Source organism: Clavibacter zhangzhiyongii (assembly GCF_014775655.1).
GTDB classification, from domain to species: domain Bacteria; phylum Actinomycetota; class Actinomycetes; order Actinomycetales; family Microbacteriaceae; genus Clavibacter; species Clavibacter zhangzhiyongii.
Window position 1 is genome coordinate 2,093,200 of sequence record NZ_CP061274.1, and the last position, 19,751, is coordinate 2,112,950.

Annotated in this window: 13 protein-coding genes and 3 rRNA genes; 2 read left to right on the plus strand and 14 right to left on the minus strand. The window is 68.4% G+C overall.

The features are described from left to right. Positions 1-81: 81 nt before the first annotated feature. The 13 genes from xerD to tyrS all read right to left on the minus strand — a co-directional run bounded on the left by xerD (position 82) and on the right by tyrS (position 17,576). Positions 82-1,068, minus strand: a complete 987-nt coding sequence (gene xerD / locus H9X71_RS09935) for a site-specific tyrosine recombinase XerD (protein WP_191146946.1) — start codon at positions 1,066-1,068, stop codon at positions 82-84. Next, entirely contained in the window at positions 1,065-1,736 is a 672-nt protein-coding gene (locus tag H9X71_RS09940; protein ID WP_191146947.1) for an NUDIX domain-containing protein, read from the minus strand. The genes xerD and H9X71_RS09940 overlap by 4 nt, the downstream gene beginning before the upstream one ends. Then, positions 1,733-3,475, minus strand: coding sequence for a CTP synthase (locus tag H9X71_RS09945; RefSeq protein ID WP_280527969.1), 1,743 nt, complete (start codon positions 3,473-3,475; stop codon positions 1,733-1,735). Before H9X71_RS09945 ends, H9X71_RS09940 begins: the two co-directional genes overlap by 4 nt. Positions 3,476-3,603: 128 nt before the next feature. Next, the gene (recN, locus tag H9X71_RS09950) at positions 3,604-5,319 is read right to left on the minus strand and encodes a DNA repair protein RecN (RefSeq protein ID WP_191146948.1); all 1,716 of its coding nucleotides are present in this window, start codon (positions 5,317-5,319) and stop codon (positions 3,604-3,606) included. Further along, positions 5,312-6,229 (minus strand): NAD kinase, encoded by a 918-nt coding sequence (locus tag H9X71_RS09955; protein ID WP_413228227.1) that lies wholly within the window; start codon positions 6,227-6,229, stop codon positions 5,312-5,314. The genes recN and H9X71_RS09955 overlap by 8 nt, the downstream gene beginning before the upstream one ends. A 5-nt stretch (positions 6,230-6,234) precedes the next feature. Further along, positions 6,235-7,104, minus strand: coding sequence for a TlyA family RNA methyltransferase (locus H9X71_RS09960; RefSeq protein WP_191146950.1), 870 nt, complete (start codon positions 7,102-7,104; stop codon positions 6,235-6,237). Then, positions 7,097-7,300: a hypothetical protein gene (locus tag H9X71_RS09965; RefSeq protein ID WP_191149218.1), complete on the minus strand. Its 204-nt coding sequence runs from the start codon at positions 7,298-7,300 to the stop codon at positions 7,097-7,099. The genes H9X71_RS09960 and H9X71_RS09965 overlap by 8 nt, the downstream gene beginning before the upstream one ends. 9 nt (positions 7,301-7,309) lie before the next feature. Continuing rightward, on the minus strand, positions 7,310-8,341 hold the full coding sequence (locus H9X71_RS09970; protein WP_191146951.1) for an HAD-IIA family hydrolase: 1,032 nt from the start codon (positions 8,339-8,341) through the stop codon (positions 7,310-7,312). Continuing rightward, on the minus strand, positions 8,331-9,308 hold the full coding sequence (locus H9X71_RS09975) for a tetratricopeptide repeat protein (RefSeq protein ID WP_191146952.1): 978 nt from the start codon (positions 9,306-9,308) through the stop codon (positions 8,331-8,333). Before H9X71_RS09975 ends, H9X71_RS09970 begins: the two co-directional genes overlap by 11 nt. 1,102 nt (positions 9,309-10,410) lie before the next feature. Beyond that, positions 10,411-10,527: ribosomal RNA gene (gene rrf, locus H9X71_RS09980) — 5S ribosomal RNA — on the minus strand. A gap of 119 nt (positions 10,528-10,646) precedes the next feature. Beyond that, positions 10,647-13,766, minus strand: a 23S ribosomal RNA gene (locus H9X71_RS09985). A 428-nt stretch (positions 13,767-14,194) separates the two neighbouring features. Continuing rightward, positions 14,195-15,715: ribosomal RNA gene (locus H9X71_RS09990) — 16S ribosomal RNA — on the minus strand. Together the 16S, 23S and 5S rRNA genes form the textbook arrangement of a ribosomal RNA operon. Positions 15,716-16,271: 556 nt before the next feature. Further along, positions 16,272-17,576 (minus strand): tyrosine--tRNA ligase, encoded by a 1,305-nt coding sequence (gene tyrS, locus H9X71_RS09995; protein WP_191146953.1) that lies wholly within the window; start codon positions 17,574-17,576, stop codon positions 16,272-16,274. Between the two features lie 219 nt (positions 17,577-17,795). Here tyrS and H9X71_RS10000 point away from each other — a divergent pair, with 219 nt between their 5' ends. Both H9X71_RS10000 and H9X71_RS10005 read left to right on the plus strand, forming a co-directional pair. Continuing rightward, positions 17,796-18,500: a DNA-binding protein gene (locus H9X71_RS10000; protein ID WP_191146954.1), complete on the plus strand. Its 705-nt coding sequence runs from the start codon at positions 17,796-17,798 to the stop codon at positions 18,498-18,500. Beyond that, a complete protein-coding gene (locus tag H9X71_RS10005) occupies positions 18,497-19,096 on the plus strand; it encodes a hypothetical protein (protein WP_191146955.1) in 600 nt (199 codons plus the stop codon). Before H9X71_RS10000 ends, H9X71_RS10005 begins: the two co-directional genes overlap by 4 nt. 36 nt (positions 19,097-19,132) lie before the next feature. Here H9X71_RS10005 and H9X71_RS10010 read toward each other — a convergent pair whose 3' ends face one another. Continuing rightward, positions 19,133-19,747, minus strand: a complete 615-nt coding sequence (locus H9X71_RS10010) for a DNA-3-methyladenine glycosylase (protein ID WP_191146956.1) — start codon at positions 19,745-19,747, stop codon at positions 19,133-19,135. Between the last annotated feature and the right edge of the window lie 4 nt (positions 19,748-19,751).

Consider the following 19,751-nt stretch of genomic DNA (forward strand, 5'->3'; position numbering starts at 1 on the left):
CTTGCGCGTCACGTGGGTCTCTCTCTGCCGCTCCTCCGGCGCGGTCCCGCCGGATCCCCCGAGTCTACCGGGGAGGGTGCGTCACGCCCGGCGGGCACGCGGGTGGGCGGTCGTGTAGACGTCGCGCAGCGTGTCGACGGTCACGCGCGTGTAGATCTGCGTGGTCGCGACCGACGAGTGGCCGAGCAGCTCCTGCACGACGCGCACGTCGGCGCCGCCCGCGATGAGGTGCGTCGCGAACGAGTGCCGGAAGGTGTGCGGCGAGATCTCCTTCGCGACGCCCGCGCGCTCCGCGGCCGCCTTGATCACGAGCCAGGCGTTCTGCCGGGAGAGCGCGTGGCCGCGCAAGCCCAGGAACAGGGCGGGCGTCGCGGTGCCGCGCGCGGCGAGGATCGGGCGCACCCGCACGAGGTAGGCGTCCACGGCACGGCGGGCGAACGAGCCGACGGGCACGATCCGCTGCTTGCCGCCCTTGCCGAGCACGCGCACGATCTCGGCCGCGGCGCCGTCGGGCCCGAGCACGTCGTCGACCGTGAGCGCGGTGATCTCGCTGACGCGCGCCCCCGTCGCGTACAGCAGCTCGAGCAGGGCCTTGTCGCGCACCCGGAGCGGCTCGTCGCCGTCGGTGGCGTCGAGGATCCGCCCCATCGTCTCGACGGAGACGGCCTTCGGCAGACGGCTCGGCAGCTTGGGCGGCCGCGCGTCGGCGGACACGTCGACGTCGACGATCCCCTCCTCCAGCAGGAAGCGGTGGAACGAGCGCACGCTCGACAGCATCCGCGCGAGGGACGCCGCCGTGAGGCCGCCCTGCGCGGGGTCGCGGACGCGCTGCGCGAAGCCCGTGACGTGCGCGGGGGTCGCGCCGGCGGGATCCCGCACGCCCTCCTCCGCGAGGTGCGCCGCGTACCGCGCGAGGTCGCGCCGGTACGCCTCGAGGGTGTTGCGGGAGAGGCCGCGCTCCACCTCCACGTGCCGGAGCCAGCGGTCGACGGCCCGGCGGATGGCGACGGGGACCTCGGGGGCGGCGTCGGGCGCCGCTCCCCCGGGCCCGTCGGCCGCGTCGGTCACGAGGCGGACGCGCCCCCGCCGTCGCGGAGCTTCGGGTGCCGGAGCCACGGCGCGTCAGCGGGTCCCAGCGTCGCCCAGCCGCGCGAGCGGGCCACGTGCGCCTGCAGCACGGCGATCACGGTCGACGGGTTCTGGATCCGCCGCTCGAGCACCGCCGTGACGACCTCGTCGAGGTCGACCCAGCGCTTCTCGATGTCGGCCTCCTCGTCGGTGCGCGCGAACGCCTCCGCCGTGGGGGTGAGCCCGCGGGCGAGGTACACGCGGATCGCCTCGTCGCTGCCGCCGGGCGTCGTGAGGTACTCGGCGAGCACGCTCCACTCGGCGGCCTCGAGGTCGGCCTCCTCCGCGAGCTCGCGCTGCACGGCCGTGAGCGGCGGCTCCCCGGTGACGTCGAGGAGACCGGCCGGGATCTCCCACTCGCGCATCCGCACGGGGTGCCGGTACTGCTTGATGAGGAGCACGCGGTCCTCGTCGTCGATGGCGAGCACCGCGACGGCGCCCGTGTGGTCGACGTACTCCCGCGTGATCTCGGAGTCGCCGTACGCGAAGGTCTCGCGCCGGACGTCCCAGATCTTGCCCGCGAAGACCCTCTCGCTCGACGTGATCCCGTAGGAGACCTCGTCGTCGTGCAGCCCGTCCGCCGGGGTTCCCGCCACCGCGTCGGTCACGCGACCGCCTCGGCGTCGTCCTCGACGAACAGCGTGCTGGCCGCCTGGCGGTCGAGGGCCGCGCGGACGAGGCCGGCGAACAGCGGGTGCGCGCGGTTCGGGCGCGACCGGAGCTCCGGGTGCGCCTGCGTGCCGATGTAGAACGGGTGCACCTCGCGCGGCAGCTCCACGTACTCGACGAGCGTGCCGTCGGGCGAGGTGCCCGAGAACACGAGGCCGGCGTCCTGGATCCGCTGGCGGTACTGGTTGTTGACCTCGTAGCGGTGGCGGTGGCGCTCGTGCGAGACGGGCGCGCCGTACAGCTCGGCCGCGAGCGAGCCGGGCGCGAGCGCCGCCTCGTAGACGCCGAGGCGCATGGTGCCGCCCAGGTCGCCGCCCGCGATGATGTCGACCTGCTCGGCCATCGTCGCGATGACCGGGAACTCGCTGTCGGGGTCGAACTCGGTGGAGGAGGCGCCGGCGAGGCCCGCCTCGTCGCGCGCGTACTCGATGACCATGCACTGGAGGCCGAGGCACAGGCCGAGCACGGGGATCCCGTTGTCGCGCGCGAACTTGAGCGCGCCGAGCTTGCCCTCGATGCCGCGGATGCCGAAGCCGCCCGGCACGCACAGCGCGTCGAGGTCGCCGAGCATCTTCGCGGCGCCCTCGGGCGTCTCGCACTCGTCGGACGCGACCCAGCGCAGCTTCACGCGCGTCGAGTGGGCGAACCCGCCGGCGCGCAGCGCCTCGGTGACGGACAGGTACGCGTCGGGCAGGTCGATGTACTTGCCGACCAGTCCGATGGTGACCTCGTGCTTGGGGTCGTGCACGGCGTCGAGCAGGTCGCTCCAGCCCGACCAGTCGACGGCGTCCGCGGCGGGGAGCCCCAGGTGGTCGATGATGTAGCTGTCGAGGCCCTGGCGGTGCAGCATCTCGGGGATGTCGTAGATGCTCGGCACGTCGACCGCGTTCACGACGGCCTGCTCGTCCACGTCGCACATGAGCGCGATCTTCTTCTTGTTCGAGTCCGAGACGGGCCGGTCGCTGCGGAGCACGAGCGCGTCCGGCTGGATCCCGATGGAGCGCAGCGCCGCGACCGAGTGCTGCGTGGGCTTGGTCTTCTGCTCGCCGGACGCGCCCATGTACGGCACGAGCGAGACGTGCACGAAGAAGACGTTGTTCCGGCCGAGCTCGTGGCGCACCTGGCGCGCCGCCTCGATGAAGGGCTGGCTCTCGATGTCGCCGACCGTGCCGCCGATCTCGGTGATGATCACGTCGGGCTGCGGCTCGTCCGAGGCCTGCAGGCGCATGCGGCGCTTGATCTCGTCGGTGATGTGCGGGATGACCTGCACGGTGTCGCCCAGGTACTCGCCGCGGCGCTCCTTGGCGATGACCTCCGAGTAGATCTGGCCGGTGGTCACGTTGGCCGCCTGGTCCAGCTCGATGTCGAGGAAGCGCTCGTAGTGCCCGATGTCGAGGTCGGTCTCCGCGCCGTCGTCGGTCACGAAGACCTCGCCGTGCTGGAAGGGGTTCATGGTGCCCGGATCCACGTTGAGGTAGGGATCGAGCTTCTGCATGACGACGCGCACGCCGCGCGCCGTGAGGAGGTTGCCGAGGCTGGCCGCCGTGAGGCCCTTGCCGAGGGAGGAGACGACGCCGCCGGTCACGAAGATGTGCCGGGTGGTCCTGCCGCCTGTCGTGCTGGTCGTGCTGGTCGTGTTGCTCGAGTCCGTGTCCGCTGCTGAGTGAATGTCCGCCACGGGCTTCCATCCTACGTGGGAATCGGGGCCGCGCGACAGCCACGGCGCGGCGGCCGGCCGGCGCGGGACGACGACGACCCCGACCGCGGGCCCGCCGCACCGGCTCCCGGTCGTCGTCCCGCGGCGGATCAGCGGAGCGAGGCCGCGGTCTCCACGAGCTCGCGCGCGTGCGCCAGGCCGCTCTCGCTGTCCGGCAGGCCGGAGAGCAGGCGCGCCATCTCCTGGATCCGCGCGTCGCCCTCGAGCTGCGTGACGCTGGACGCGGTGACCTGCCCGTCGCCGCCCTTGACGACCCGCAGGTGGTTGGTCGAGAACGCGGCGACCTGCGCGAGGTGCGTGACGACGATGACCTGCGCGCGCTCGGCGAGCCGCGCGAGGCGCCGCCCGATCTCGATGGCGGCCGCGCCGCCGACGCCCGCGTCGACCTCGTCGAAGACGAACGTGGGCACGGGGTCGTCGCCCGCCACCACGACCTCGATGGCGAGCATCACGCGCGACAGCTCGCCGCCGGACGCCCCGCGCCCGAGCGGCCGGGCCTCGGCCCCGGCGTGCGGCCGGAGCAGGATCTCCACGCGGTCGGCGCCGGACAGCGCCGGCTCCTCGCGCGGGCTGACGCGCACCTCGAGCGATGCATCGGCCATGGCGAGGGCGCCGAGCTCGGCCGTGACGGCGTCGGCCAGCCGCGCGCCGGCCTCCGCACGGACGTCCGTGACGCGCGCGGCGAGCTCGCCGACGAGCTGCTCGTCCCGCTCCACCTCGACGCGCAGCAGGTCGATCCGGTCCGTGTCGCCGTCGAGCTCCAACAGGCGGGCGCTGCCCGTGTCGAGGAACGCGAGCGCGTCCTCCACCGTGGGCCCGTGCACGCGCGTGAGCGCGGCGAGCTCCGCACGGCGGTCCTGCAGGGACTCGAGCTCGCGGGCGCCGTCGGCGTCGAGCCCGGCCAGGTAGCCGGAGAGCTGCACGGCGATCTCGGCGACCAGGATCCGCGCGCTGTCGAGCGACTCGATGACGTCGGCCAGCGCCGGGTCGTGCGCGGCCACGCGGTCGAGCCGGCGGTGCGCGGTGTCGAGCACGGAGGCGGCGTCGGCCATCTCGCCCGAGGCGTCCTCGGCCGACATCAGCTCGTGCGCGGCGGACGCGGCGGCGCGCAGGTCCTCCAGGTTGGTGAGGCGGTCGATGCGCTCGCGCAGCTCCTCGTCCTCGCCGGGCTGGGGCGCGACGGCCTCGATCGCGTCGATGGCGGTGCGCAGCTCCTCCGCCTCGCGGGTGCGCGCCTCCTGCTCCGCGACCAGCCGGTCGAGCTCCGCGCGGGCGGCCTGCCAGCGGCGGAACACCTCCTGGTACTCGCCGAGCACGGGCGCGAGGGCGGATCCGGCGAAGCGGTCGAGCGCCTGGCGCTGCGCGGTGGAGGACCGCAGCCGCATCTGGTCGGACTGGCCGTGGACGACCACGAGCTGCTCGCCGATCTCCGTGAGCAGCGCCGCGGGTGCGCCCCGGCCGCCGACGGAGGCGCGGCTGCGCCCCTCGGACGAGAGCTGCCGCGTGACGATGAGCTCGCCGCGCGTGCCGTCGCCGAACGGGTCGACGTCGCCGCCGGCGTCGCGCACGCGCTCGGGCACGGGACCGTCGGCCGCGATGATCCAGCGCCCCTCGACGACCGCCCGCTCGCTCCCCTGCCGCACGGCGCCGGAGTCGGCGCGCGCGCCGAGCAGCAGGCCGAGGGCGGTGACGACCATGGTCTTGCCCGCGCCGGTCTCGCCGGTGACGGCAGTGAAGCCCGGGCCGAGCGGCAGCGTCGCCTGGCCGATCACCCCGAGGTCGCGGATGGTGATCTCCTCAATCACGGTCGACGGGGCCTCTCCAGCCGGTGACCGGCAGCTCGAACTTGTTCACCAGGCGGTCGGTGAACGGCGACTGCTTGAGGCGCGCGAGGCGCACGGGGATGGTGGAGCGCCGGGTCTCCACGCGGGCGCCGGGCGGCATGTCGCGCGTGCGGCGGCCGTCGCACCAGAGGACGCCGGATCCCGCGGTGCGGCTGAGCACCTCGACCGCGACGGTGGACTCCGGGCCGACGACGAGCGAACGGGCGAAGAGGGTGTGCGGGCTGAGCGGCACGACGAGCATCGCCTCGAGGCTCGGCCACACGATGGGGCCGCCGGCCGAGAACGCGTACGCGGTGGATCCCGTGGGCGTCGAGACGACCATGCCGTCGCAGCCGTAGGACGCGAGCGGGCGCCCGTCGATCTCGACCACCACCTCGAGCATGCGCTCGCGGCTGGCCTTCTCGACGGTCGCCTCGTTGAGGGCCCAGGTGCGGTAGACGATGTCGGGGCCGACCTTGAGCGTGACGTCCAGCGTCATGCGCTCCTCGACCGTGTAGTCGCGGTCGAGCACGCGGCGGACCGTGGCCGCGAGGTCCTCGCGCTCGCTCTCGGCGAGGAAGCCCACGTGCCCGAGGTTGACGCCGAGCAGCGGCACGGAGGTGCCGCGCACGAGCTCCGCCGAGCGGAGGATGGTGCCGTCGCCGCCGAGGACGATGACGATCTCGAGGTCGGCCGTCTGCACGTCCTCGCCGAGCACGGCCACGCCGGACATCTCCGGCGCGAAGGGCAGGATGTCGGCCTTCTCCTCGGCGGTGAGCACGATGCGGACGTCGGCCTCGGCCAGCTGCGCGCACACGCTGAGCGCCGCGTCGATGGAGTCGCGCCGCCCCGTGTGGGACACGACCAGGATGTGCCTCGCGGGTCCAGCCACTTCGCTCACGCTCCTGTGATCTCGTTCGACGTCGATCTCCATTGTGTCGGATTGCTCCCCGCACGACCGCTGAACCAGGCGAGGTACTCGTGGTTCCCGGCGCCGCCGACGATCGGGGAGGAGACGAGGCCGGCGGTGCCGAGCCCCAGGTCCCACGCCGACCAGAGCACGCGCATCACCGCGTCGTCGCGGAGCCCGGGGTCGTGCACGATGCCCTCGCGGATCCCCGTGCGCCCGACCTCGAACTGCGGCTTGATCAGGAGGACGATGTCGGCGCCGTCCGCGGCCGTCCGCGCGATCGCCGGCAGGACGAGCCCCAGCGAGATGAAGGAGAGGTCCCCGACGACGAGCGCGGGCGCCTCTCCCCCGAGGTCGTCGGGCGTCACCGCGGCGAGCGACTCCGGCGTGAGGTCGCGCACGTTGACGCCCTCGACCACGTCGACGCGCGGATCCTCGCGGATCAGCGGATCGAGCTGGCCGTGCCCCACGTCGAGCGCGATCACCCGCCGCGCGCCGCGCTCGAGCAGCACCTGCGTGAACCCGCCGGTGGACGCGCCCACGTCGAGCGCGAGCCGCCCGGCCACCTCGACCCCGGAGAACGCGTCGAGCGCGCCGATCAGCTTGTGGGCGCCGCGGCTCACGTACGCGTCGGTGCCCGCCACCTCGACGACGGATCCGGGCACCACGCGGAACGACGCCTTGACCACCCCGCGGCCGTCGACGGTGACGAGCCCGTCGGCGATGAGGCGCGCGGCATGCGTGCGCGAACGCGCGAGGCCGAGAGCCGGCAGGGCGGCGTCGAGCCGGAGCTCACCGCCGTCCGCGTCGGCCGTCGGCGACGTCGCGTCCCCCGATGCCGCGCCGGGGTCAGCCACGCGGCGACGCCCCGTCGCCGCCCTCGAGGCGGGCGCGCAGCTCGTCGTGCAGCGACGCGAACGCCGCGGCCCGCTCGCCGAGCGGCTGCTCCTCGATCACCTGCAGCCGGGAGACGAGCTCCGCGGCCACGTCGCGATCGTCGTCGGATGCGGCGCCGTCGGCACCTAGGGCGGAGCCGCCTGCCTCGTCGCTCACGCCGTCACGCTACGCCCGGCCCGCGCCGGCGGCCACGTACAGCGACTCCTGCACGTCCAGCCCGTAGATGGGACGCCCCGAGTTCCAGATCACGGCGCAGGCGGCGCGCAGCGTGTCGATCGTGGATCCGCCGTCCTTGACGACCTCGACGCGGTCGCCCGCGATCCGCACCGACGCCTTGCCGACGGTCGCCACCGTGCCCTCGCCCGAGAAGCGGGTCTCCGGGTACGGCTCGTGCAGCTGGCCCAGGTGCTCGAGGATGAAGGTCGGCCGCTGGCCCTCCTCCGCTGCGAGCAGCTGCTTCGCCCGGTCGATCCCGGTGAGGACGTGCACGGACGCCATGCCCGCGCGCGTGGCGCCGAGGATGTCCGTGTCGAGCCGGTCGCCGAGGAACACGGGCCGCTCAGCGCCGAAGCGCTCGCGCGCCACGTCGAAGATGGGCGTCTCGGGCTTGCCGGCCACCACGGGCAGGCGCCCGACGGCCGTGTGCACGGCGGAGACGAGCGTGCCGTTGCCGGGCGCGATGCCGCGCGCCACCGGGATGGTCCAGTCGGTGTTGGTCGCGACCCACACCACGTCCGGGTCGGCCAGCGCGAAGGCGGCCTCCGCGAGCTGGGTCCAGCCCACCTCGGGCGCGAACCCCTGAACGACGGCGGCGGGGCGGTCCTCCGTCGAGCGCGTGACGACGTAGCCGGCCTTCTCGAGCTCGTGCACGAGGCCCTCGCCGCCGACGACGAGGACGGTAGATCCCGCCGGTACCCGGTCGGCCAGCAGCCGGAGCGCCGCCTGCGGGGACGTCACGACGTCCTCGGGCGCGACCGTCAGCCCGAGCGAGCTGAGGTGCGCCGCGACGGACGCGTCCGTGCGGGAGGCGTTGTTGGTGATGTAGCCCAGTCGGATGCCGTCACCCGCGGCGCGGTTCAGCGCGTCGACGGCGTGCGGGATGCTGTCCGGTCCGGCGTAGACGACGCCGTCCAGGTCGGCGAGGATCACGTCGACGCCGTCGAGCGGCGCCTTGCCCTTCGCGGCCCTAGCGAACATCGCGGTCGCCGCCCGTCGTGTCGTCGGCGTCCGCTGCCGCGCCCTCGTCGGTGGCGACGCGCGCGCTGTCATCGCCGGACCCGTCCACGTCGGCCCCGTCCGCGTCCTCGGTCAGCTCGTCGTCGACGTCGATCGCGATGTCCTCGCTGTCGCCCGCCTCGCTCGGCGGCACGGGGGCGGCGTCGCTGCTCTGCTCGCCCACCTCGCTGGCATCGTCGACGGGCAGGGTGTCCTCCTGCTCCTCGGCGTCCTGACTCTCGGGCATGTCCTCGTCCTCCAGCTCCTCCTCGACGACCTCGACCATGTCGTCCCAGCCCTCGTCGGGATCGGCGAACGCCGCCTCCGCCCGGTCCGCGCGCTGCCGCCACGCGTCGGCCTCGTCGGAGCGTCCGAGCTCCTCGAGCACCTCCGCGTACGCGTGGAACAGGTCGGCGCTGTACGAGTACGCGACGTCGCGGTTCAACTGCGCGATCGACAGCTCGTCGAGGGCGGCCTCCGTCTGGCCGAGATCGAGGCGCGCGCCGGACATCGCGATCGCGAGGGCGACCTGCTCAGCGGCGGGCAGCGTCTCCTTCGGCACGGACCGGCCCAGCTCGAGCGCCTTGTCCGGTCGTCCCTGCCCGCGCTCGCTGTCGACCATCAGCGCCAGCTGGTCGTCCTTGCCCGAGATGCGGCGGTACGTCCGCAGCTCACGGAGCGCGAGGGCGTAGTCCCCCACCGCGTAGGCGGTGATGGCCAGCGACTCCCGCACCACGGCGATGCGTCCGGCACGTCGGGCCGCGGACGTCGCGTGCCGGTGCGCGAGCTCCGGGTCCTCCTCGATGAGCCGCGCCGCCATCACGAGGTGCTGCGCGACGCCCTCGGCGTTGTCCTTGCTCAGCGTCTTCAGCTCGTTGCGGGCGATGCGGTCGAGATCGCCCGGCGACACGTCCTCGGGGATCTCCGGATCCTCGTGCCGCGGACGCACCGAACGCAGCTCGCGCGCACGCAGCTGCTCCTCGGTCAGAGCCTCCTCGTAGCGCGGCGCGTCGCGGTCGTTGCGCGCGGGACGCCCGTCACGGGTCCACAGCTTGTCCCCGTCGCGAGGCGGGCGCGCTCCTCCGCGACCACCGTCACGCGCGCCGTCCTTCGACCACGGCTTGCGCTCACCGTCCCGCGGAGCACGCGCAGGCGCGCCGTCCTTCGACCACGGCTTGCGCTCACCATCGCGTGCCGGCCGCGCACCGGCTCCCGCCCCGTCCTTGGACCAGGGCTTGCGGTCACCGTCGCGCGGAGCGCGTGCGGGCGCGCCGTCCTTCGACCACGGCTTGCGGTCGCCGTCGCGCGGAGCGCGCACGGGCGCGCCGTCCTTCGACCACGGCTTGCGGTCACCATCCCGCTGCGGACGTCCCGCACCGCCGCCGTCCTTGGACCACGGCTTGCGGTCACCGTCCCGCGGAGCACGCGCAGGCGCACCGTCCTTCGACCACGGCTTGCGCTCACCATCCCGCTGCGGACGCCCTGCACCGCCGCCGTCCTTCGACCACGGCTTGCGCTCACCGTCCCCTCGAGGACGATCACCTCCGCCGTTGCGAGGACCGGCGGCACGACCCACGTCCCGCGGACCTCGCGGAGCTCCCGAGGACCCCCGGTCGTACGGCGGCTTGCCACCTTCTCGGCCTCGCGGAGAGTGGGACGATCCGCGGTCCTGGCCTTCGGGCCGGCTGTCTCGATCGGATGAGTCGCTCACGGTGCTCCTGTCGGCCCCTCGGGCCAGATGATGTCTGTGGTGTTGTGGGTCGTACGGAAGTCAGGTCCCAGGCTAACCGGTCCGGTAGGCACGCGCCCTCGGTGCGCCGGCACGGCCGCGCCTCCGGTCCCCGACGGTGCGGCGATCATGGCGATTCGCACCGGCGCGCACGACCAGCGGCCCAGGGGGCGCCCAGCGCCGAGCGGCGTTCTGGTGCCGGCTCGGCGCAGTCCACTCCGCATCCCAGGGCACGATCGCCCACGCGCGGTCTCCGGCGCGTTAACGCAGAAAGGCCCGTCGCACGATGTGCGACGGGCCTCCCCGATCATTCTCAAGTTAAGTCCGGCGGTGTCCTACTCTCCCACAGGGTCCCCCCTGCAGTACCATCGGCGCTGAGAGTCTTAGCTTCCGGGTTCGGAATGTGACCGGGCGTTTCCCTCTCGCTATGGCCGCCGAAACACCTCATACACACCCCACAAGAGGGCATGAAATCTGTGATGAATCGACCAGTCAAGCTGGTTGTTCAATTAGTACCCGACCGTATATCGGGAACCACATAGTGGACGCAAGCAGAGTGTTTTCAAGATATCGGCTTATTAGTACAGGTCAGCTCCACGAGTCTTTAGTCCTCGCTTCCACATCCTGCCTATCAACCCGGTAGTCTAGCCGGGAGCCTTCACCCTGAAAGGGATGGAAATCTCATCTCGAAGCCGGCTTCCCGCTTAGATGCTTTCAGCGGTTATCCGTTCCGAACGTAGCTAATCAGCGGTGCTCCTGGCGGAACAACTGACACACCAGAGGTTCGTCCATCCCGGTCCTCTCGTACTAGGGATAGATCTTCTCAAATTTCCTACGCGCGCAGCGGATAGGGACCGAACTGTCTCACGACGTTCTAAACCCAGCTCGCGTACCGCTTTAATGGGCGAACAGCCCAACCCTTGGGACCTACTCCAGCCCCAGGATGCGACGAGCCGACATCGAGGTGCCAAACCATGCCGTCGATATGGACTCTTGGGCAAGATCAGCCTGTTATCCCCGAGGTACCTTTTATCCGTTGAGCGACAGCGCTTCCACAAGCCACTGCCGGATCACTAGTCCCGACTTTCGTCCCTGCTCGACTTGTCAGTCTCACAGTCAAGCTCCCTTGTGCACTTACACTCGACACCTGATTACCAACCAGGTTGAGGGAACCTTTGGGCGCCTCCGTTACTTTTTAGGAGGCAACCGCCCCAGTTAAACTACCCACCAGGCACTGTCCCTGAACCGGATTACGGTTCGAAGTTAGATATCCAGAGTGACCAGAGTGGTATTTCAACAATGACTCCACCCGAACTAGCGTCCGAGCTTCAAAGTCTCCCACCTATCCTACACAAGCCACACCGAACACCAATACCAAGCTGTAGTAAAGGTCACGGGGTCTTTCCGTCCTGCTGCGCGTAACGAGCATCTTTACTCGTAGTGCAATTTCGCCGAGTTCGCGGTTGAGACAGCTGGGAAGTCGTTACGCCATTCGTGCAGGTCGGAACTTACCCGACAAGGAATTTCGCTACCTTAGGATGGTTATAGTTACCACCGCCGTTTACTGGGGCTTAAATTCTCAGCTTCGCACTTGCGTGCTAACCGTTCCTCTTAACCTTCCAGCACCGGGCAGGCGTCAGTCCGTATACATCGTCTTGCGACTTAGCACGGACCTGTGTTTTTAGTAAACAGTCGCTTCCCACTGGTCTCTGCGGCCTTCAAACGCTTCAGGAGTAAATCCCTACACGCCTCAGGCCCCCCTTCTCCCGAAGTTACGGGGGCATTTTGCCGAGTTCCTTAACCACGATTCTCTCGATCTCCTTAGTATTCTCTACCTGACCACCTGAGTCGGTTTGGGGTACGGGCGATTGGAACCTCGCGTCGATGCTTTTCTCGGCAGCATAGGATCACTGATTTCGTCCGTGAGGACTACCCATCGGGTCTCAGGCTTAATAGAAGACGGATTTGCCTATCTTCTGCCCTACATCCTTAGACCGGGACAACCATCGCCCGGCTCAGCTACCTTCCTGCGTCACACCTGTTAATACGCTAAACGCCCCAGCGTAGGGTCGTGTGCTAGGCCAAGACCGTCACCCCGAAGGGATCGAATCAAGGATTCAGACACTTAGCATTACTGGATTGTCTTGGGCGGTTCTTCATCGGTACGGGAATATCAACCCGTTGTCCATCGACTACGCCTGTCGGCCTCGCCTTAGGTCCCGACTTACCCAGGGCGGATTAGCCTGGCCCTGGAACCCTTGGTCTTTCGGAGGACGGGTTTCTCACCCGTCTTTCGCTACTCATGCCTGCATTCTCACTCGTGTGGCCTCCACGGCTGGTTCACACCGCCGCTTCGCTGGCCACACGACGCTCTCCTACCCATCCATACGGCTGGACCACGAAGGCCTGCCTGTAATATAAATGCCACAACTTCGGTGGCGTGCTTGAGCCCCGTTACATTGTCGGCGCGGAATCACTTGACCAGTGAGCTATTACGCACTCTTTCAAGGGTGGCTGCTTCTAAGCCAACCTCCTGGTTGTCTATGCAACTCCACATCCTTTCCCACTTAGCACGCGCTTAGGGACCTTAGATGGTGGTCTGGGTTGTTTCCCTCTCGACGATGAAGCTTATCCCCCACCGTCTCACTGCTGCGCTCTCACTTACCGGCATTCGGAGTTTGGCTGAAGTCAGTAACCTTTTGGGGCCCATCGTCCATCCAGTAGCTCTACCTCCGGCAAGAAACACGCAACGCTGCACCTAAATGCATTTCGGAGAGAACCAGCTATCACGAAGTTTGATTGGCCTTTCACCCCTATCCACAGCTCATCCCCTCCATTTTCAACTGAAGTGGGTTCGGTCCTCCACGACGTCTTACCGTCGCTTCAACCTGGCCATGGATAGATCACTTCGCTTCGGGTCTAGAACATGCGACTCATACGCCCTATTAAGACTCGCTTTCGCTACGGCTGCCCCTCACGGGTTAACCTCGCCACATATCACTAACTCGCAGGCTCATTCTTCAAAAGGCACGCTGTCACACCAACAAGGGTGCTCCAACGGTTTGTAAGCAAACGGTTTCAGGTACTATTTCACTCCCCTCCCGGGGTACTTTTCACCTTTCCCTCACGGTACTTGTCCGCTATCGGTCATCTGGGAGTATTTAGGCTTATCAGGTGGTCCTGACAGATTCACACGGGATTTCTCGGGCCCCGTGCTACTTGGGATACTCTCCGGACAGGCGACGACATTTCGACTACGGGGTTCGCACCCTCTATGACTGGCCTTTCAAGACCATTCGTCTATATCGCGCTCATTGCCCTCACAGCTCGGTAGAACTGTACGGAAAGTCCCGCAACCCCGACCATGCAACTCCTACCGGATATCACACATGATCGGTTTGGCCTCTTCCGGTTTCGCTCGCCACTACTAACGGAATCGCTTTTGCTTTCTCTTCCTGTGGGTACTGAGATGTTTCACTTCCCCACGTTCCCTCTACCCGCCCTATATATTCAGGCGGGAGTCACCAGGTCACCCAAAGGGCCTGGCGGGGTTTCCCCATTCGGAGATCCTCGGATCAAAGCTCTATTATCAGCTCCCCGAGGCTTATCGCAGATTTATACGTCCTTCTTCGGCTCCAGATGCCAAGGCATCCACCGTTTGCTCTTAGAATCTTGAAATCACATGAGATTGAATCGTTTCGCCTCCCCTAGAGGAGACAGAATTGACCAATGATCTATAAATAGATCTTTGTGATCCACCGGAAAACCGGTGAATCTAAGATGCTCGCGTCCACTGTGTAGTTCTCAATATACGGGCGGTACCCCACCACCATCCATGGAAGGACGACGGAAAGGGTCCGACAAGAAACCAGACACACCAGCAAAGGTGCGGCCCGGTCCCTCAGGACCCAACAGCGTGCAACATGCCCTCGACACCCCGCACCACGTTCCCACCCCACAAGGAGGCGTACTAGCAGCACGGCACATCAGCCGGCATCAATGTCAATGTTCCACCCATGAGCGCCACCGCCAGGACGAACGCCTGACGCGTGACTTGGCACCCTTGATCTCCCTGTATACAGAGGAGAGGTGCACATGCTCCTTAGAAAGGAGGTGATCCAGCCGCACCTTCCGGTACGGCTACCTTGTTACGACTTAGTCCTAATCACCGATCCCACCTTCGACAGCTCCTCCCTTGCGGTTAGGCCACTGGCTTCGGGTGTTACCGACTTTCATGACTTGACGGGCGGTGTGTACAAGGCCCGGGAACGTATTCACCGCAGCGTTGCTGATCTGCGATTACTAGCGACTCCGACTTCATGAGGTCGAGTTGCAGACCTCAATCCGAACTGAGACCGGCTTTTTGGGATTCGCTCCACCTTACGGTATCGCAGCCCTTTGTACCGGCCATTGTAGCATGCGTGAAGCCCAAGACATAAGGGGCATGATGATTTGACGTCATCCCCACCTTCCTCCGAGTTGACCCCGGCAGTCTCCTATGAGTTCCCACCATTACGTGCTGGCAACATAGAACGAGGGTTGCGCTCGTTGCGGGACTTAACCCAACATCTCACGACACGAGCTGACGACAACCATGCACCACCTGTATACCGACCTTGCGGGGCACACATCTCTGCATGTTTCCGGTATATGTCAAGCCTTGGTAAGGTTCTTCGCGTTGCATCGAATTAATCCGCATGCTCCGCCGCTTGTGCGGGCCCCCGTCAATTCCTTTGAGTTTTAGCCTTGCGGCCGTACTCCCCAGGCGGGGAACTTAATGCGTTAGCTGCGACACGGAGACCGTGGAATGGTCCCCACATCTAGTTCCCAACGTTTACGGCATGGACTACCAGGGTATCTAATCCTGTTCGCTCCCCATGCTTTCGCTCCTCAGCGTCAGTTACGGCCCAGAGATCTGCCTTCGCCATCGGTGTTCCTCCTGATATCTGCGCATTCCACCGCTACACCAGGAATTCCAATCTCCCCTACCGCACTCTAGTCTGCCCGTACCCACTGCAGACCCGAGGTTGAGCCTCGGGATTTCACAGCAGACGCGACAAACCGCCTACGAGCTCTTTACGCCCAATAATTCCGGACAACGCTTGCACCCTACGTATTACCGCGGCTGCTGGCACGTAGTTAGCCGGTGCTTTTTCTGCAGGTACCGTCACTTTCGCTTCTTCCCTACTAAAAGAGGTTTACAACCCGAAGGCCGTCATCCCTCACGCGGCGTTGCTGCATCAGGCTTTCGCCCATTGTGCAATATTCCCCACTGCTGCCTCCCGTAGGAGTCTGGGCCGTGTCTCAGTCCCAGTGTGGCCGGTCACCCTCTCAGGCCGGCTACCCGTCGTAGGCTTGGTGAGCCATTACCTCACCAACAACCTGATAGGCCGCGAGTCCATCCCCAACCGAAATTCTTTCCACGACCAGACCATGCGGCCAGTCGTCATATCCGGTATTAGCTACCATTTCTAGCAGTTATCCCAGAGTCGGGGGCAGGTTACTCACGTGTTACTCACCCGTTCGCCACTGATCCGCCGGAGCAAGCTCCGACTTCACCGTTCGACTTGCATGTGTTAAGCACGCCGCCAGCGTTCGTCCTGAGCCAGGATCAAACTCTCCATAAATGCTTAAACGCACGACCACCCGAAGGCGACCGGCACATCTAAAGCCGGACGTGAACGGGAATCGAACACGAACCAGCAAGTTTGAAACCGACAGAACAAATCATTACTGACTTGCTTGTTTGTTTAAATGTTTTCCAAAGGAATCCGGACACCATCCCAAAGGGACGATGCCACGGGTATTTGGCATTTGACATTGTGCACGCTGTTGAGTTCTCAAGGAACGGACGCTCCCGACACCGACCATCACAGCCAGCCATCGGAGCTCACACTCCACCGCTCCCCGTGGGAGTGATCCAGACCCAGAAGGCCCAGCACTCACGTCGGAAGCAGAATCAGACCCTAGCTCAGTTGGTGGTACACACGCAACCCGTAAGCCGCGGCAACTTCTGTTTCACCAGGATCATCACCCGCCAGAACAGCTCCGGAAGCTTTTCGCTTCCCGCCCGTTCCGGCGACAAGAGGAGACATTACGCGGACCACCCCACCCCCGCAAAACAACCCGCATCCCGGGCGTGTCGCGACGACCTCCGGAAGGGAGTGCCGGTCAGAGGCGCTTTCAGCCCACGGTGACGCCGGCGAGGGTCTTCTTGCCACGGCGCAGCACCGCGAAACGTCCGTGCAGGAGGTCGTCCAGGACGGCCCCCGCATCGGTGGTCGCGACGTTGTTCACGTACACCCCGCCCTGGGTGATCGCGCGCCGGGCCTCCCCCGCGCTCGAGACGAGGCCGGTGTCGAGGAGGGCCTGGATCACCGTGGTCCCGGTCGCGACCTGCGCGGTGGGCAGCTCGCCGAGCACCCCGAGCAGGGTGCGCTCGTCGAGCGCCGCCAGCTCCCCCTGGCCGAAGAGCGCCTGCGCCGCGGCGATCGCCGACTCGGTCGCGCCGACCCCGTGGACCAGGGAGGTCACCTCCCATGCGAGCGTGCGCTGCGCCTCGCGACGGAACGGCTCCGACTCCACGGCCCGTGACAGCTCCTCGATGCGCGCGCGGTCGAGGAACGTGAAGATCCGCAGCCGGTGGATGACGTCCGCGTCGTCCGTGTTGAGCCAGAACTGGTAGAACGCGTACGGGCTCGTGAGCTCCGGATCGAGCCAGACCGCATTGCCCTCGCTCTTGCCGAACTTGGTCCCGTCGGAGTTGGTGATCAGCGGCGTGCCGATGGCGTGCACGGTCGCCCGCTCGCTGCGCCGGATCAGGTCGGTGCCGCTGGTGAGGTTGCCCCACTGGTCGCTGCCCCCGGTCTGCAGCACGCACCCGTGCGTCCGGAAGAGCTCGCGGTAGTCGAGCCCCTGCAGGATCTGGTAGCTGAACTCGGTGTAGCTGATGCCCTCGTCGGAGTTGAGCCGCGCGCTCACGGCGTCCTTCTTGAGCATCGTCCCCACCCGGAAGTGCTTGCCCACCTCCCGCAGGAAGTCGATGGCGCTGAGGGGCGCCGTCCAGTCGAGGTTGTTCACGATGCGCAGGGCGTTGTCGCCCTCGGCGCTGAGGATCGACGACACCTGCGCCTGCAGACGGGTCACCCAGTCGGCCACGACCTCGGGGGTGTTCAGGGTGCGCTCGGCGGTGGGCCGCGGATCCCCGATGAGGCCCGTGGATCCGCCGACGAGCCCGAGCGGACGGTGCCCGGCCAGCTGGAGCCGGCGCATCAGGAGCAGCTGCACCAGGTTGCCGAGGTGCAGGCTCGGCGCCGTGGGGTCGAAGCCGCAGTAGTACGTGATCGGCGGACCGGCGAGCAGGGACCGCAGCGCCTCCTGGTCCGTCGAGACGTGCACGTACCCGCGCCAGACGATCTCCTCCCACACGTCCGCGAAGGACGGGTCGTTGCGCTGGACGGTGAGGGGTGCGGGATCGGCGTTCGTCACCCGGTCACGCTACCAGCGCGGGACCCGAGGACGCCGGGACGCGGCCGCTCCGGCGGCGTGCGCGCGGAGCGGACGACGGCGGTCGGCTGTCGGTGGCGGAGGGGATGCTCGGAAGCACATCAGGGGAACCGGATCAGCCCGTGGGCATTGATCTTGGGACATCAAGTGCGTAGCTTTGATGTGCATACATCAAGTGCAGGGCTTTGAGAGGAGATCCGCGTGTTCGTCATCACCGCCGACCAGAAGGCCAGTCGCGACGACGTCGACCGCGCCGGCACGGCACGCGACGACCTCGCCGCCCGCTACGAGGGGCGGCTCGTGCTGCCGGTCGACCGCACGTCGGGCGACGAGGTGCAGGCGCTCGTCGCCGACGCGGGCACCGCCCTCGACATGGCGCTCGTGCTCACGCGCGCCGGGCACTGGAGCGTGGGGCTCGGCATCGGCGCTGTGCGCACCCCGCTCCCCCAGGCCACGCGCGAGGCCACGGGCCCGGCGTTCATCGCCGCGCGCGAGGCGGTCACCACGGCCAAGCGGAGCGCCACGCGGTTCGCCCTCGCGGTGGATCCGCCGTCTCCCCCCGCCCCCGACGACCAGGGCGCGGGGCTCCCGGGCGTCGACGAGGTCGAGGCGCTCATCACCCTGCTGCTGCTCGCCCGGGATCGCCGCACCCCCCAGGGCTGGGACGTCGTCGACCGCATGGCCGACGGCGGCACGCAGCGGGAGGTCGCCGCGGTGCTCGACATCACGCCGCAGGCCGTGAGCACGCGCCTGCGCACCAGCGCGTGGCGGGCCGAGCGGGCCGCGATCCCCGGCCTCGTCGCGCTGCTCGCGCACCTCGACGGGCGCGCGTCGGCGGGCGCGGACCCGGCGGCGCGCGCTCCGCGGTCGACGCCGCGGTCGACCCGCGCGGGAGCGGGCTCGTGATCCCCGTCGGGACGCCCGCGGAGATCGCGGCGTGGGCCGCACTCTGCGTGCTGGTCACCGCATCGCTCGTGCTCGCGCTCCTGGCCGTGCGCTCTTCCGGGACGGGACGCGTGGCCGGCGCCACGGGCGCCCTGGCCGCCGCGCTCGTGCTGGGGCTGGCGCTCACGGGGTCCGCGTCCCCGCTCGTCGTCGGCTTCGTCGGGCTGGTCGCGGTCGTGCTCGCGGTGCTGGGCGGCGGATCCGCGTCCACCGTCGTGCTCGCCCTCGCGACGCGGGGCTCGGTGGAGCCGGGCGCCTTCGGCGGCATCCTCGTCCCGCCGCGCGGGCAGGAGGACGACCCCGCGGCGATCCGCCGGCCGACCCGGGAGGTCCTCCGCGGCGGTGCAACCATCGGCATGCTGGAGCGGTTGGCCGTCGTGGCCGTGATCCTCGCGGGCTACCCCGAGGCGCTGGCCGTCGTGATCGCCATCAAGGGCGTCGGCCGGTTCACGGAGCTCGGCGAGGCCGCGGAGGCGCGCGAGCGCTTCATCATCGGCACGCTCGTGAGCTGGCTGTGGGCCGCGACCTGCGCGGCCGTCGTGCTCGTCATCCGGTAGCGGCGGCAGCGGCCGCGGTCGCCGTCGGACGGCGGTTCAGCGGCGGACGCGCGGGACGTGCGCCCGGTACGGCGACACCGTCGGGTCGCCCGGCACCCAGAAGCGCCACGGGAAGAGCTCGCCGGAGCCGCCGGGTCCGGACACGCCGACGCGCGGCCCGGCGGCCGGGAGGGCGAGCGGCTCGTCCGGCAGGATCAGCCGGTACGGCGGCGCGTCCAGCGCGGCGCCGTCGTCCGAGAGCGGGATGCCGAGGGCGACCGCGAGGCGCGCCGGCCCCCGCGCGAGGTCGCGGTCGCGCACCGCCGCGCCGCGGCGGCTCCGGGCGAGGTCCGCCCCCTCGACGACCTCGCCCGCGCGCAGCAGCACGCCCGCGCTCGTGCCCTCGGGACCGCAGACGATGTTCGCGCACGTGTGCATGCCGTACGTGAAGTACGCGTAGAGGTGGGCGGGCGGGCCGAACATGGTCGCATTGCGGGCGCGCTTGCCGCGGAAGGAGTGCGATCCGGGATCCTCGCCGACGCCGCGGTAGGCCTCCACCTCGGTGAGGCGGACGGCGACCCGGCCCTCCTCGGAGTCGCGCGACAGGATGGCGCCGAGGAGGGCGGGCGCCACCTCGACCGCGTCGCGCGCGAAGAAGGCCGGGTCCGTCACGCGG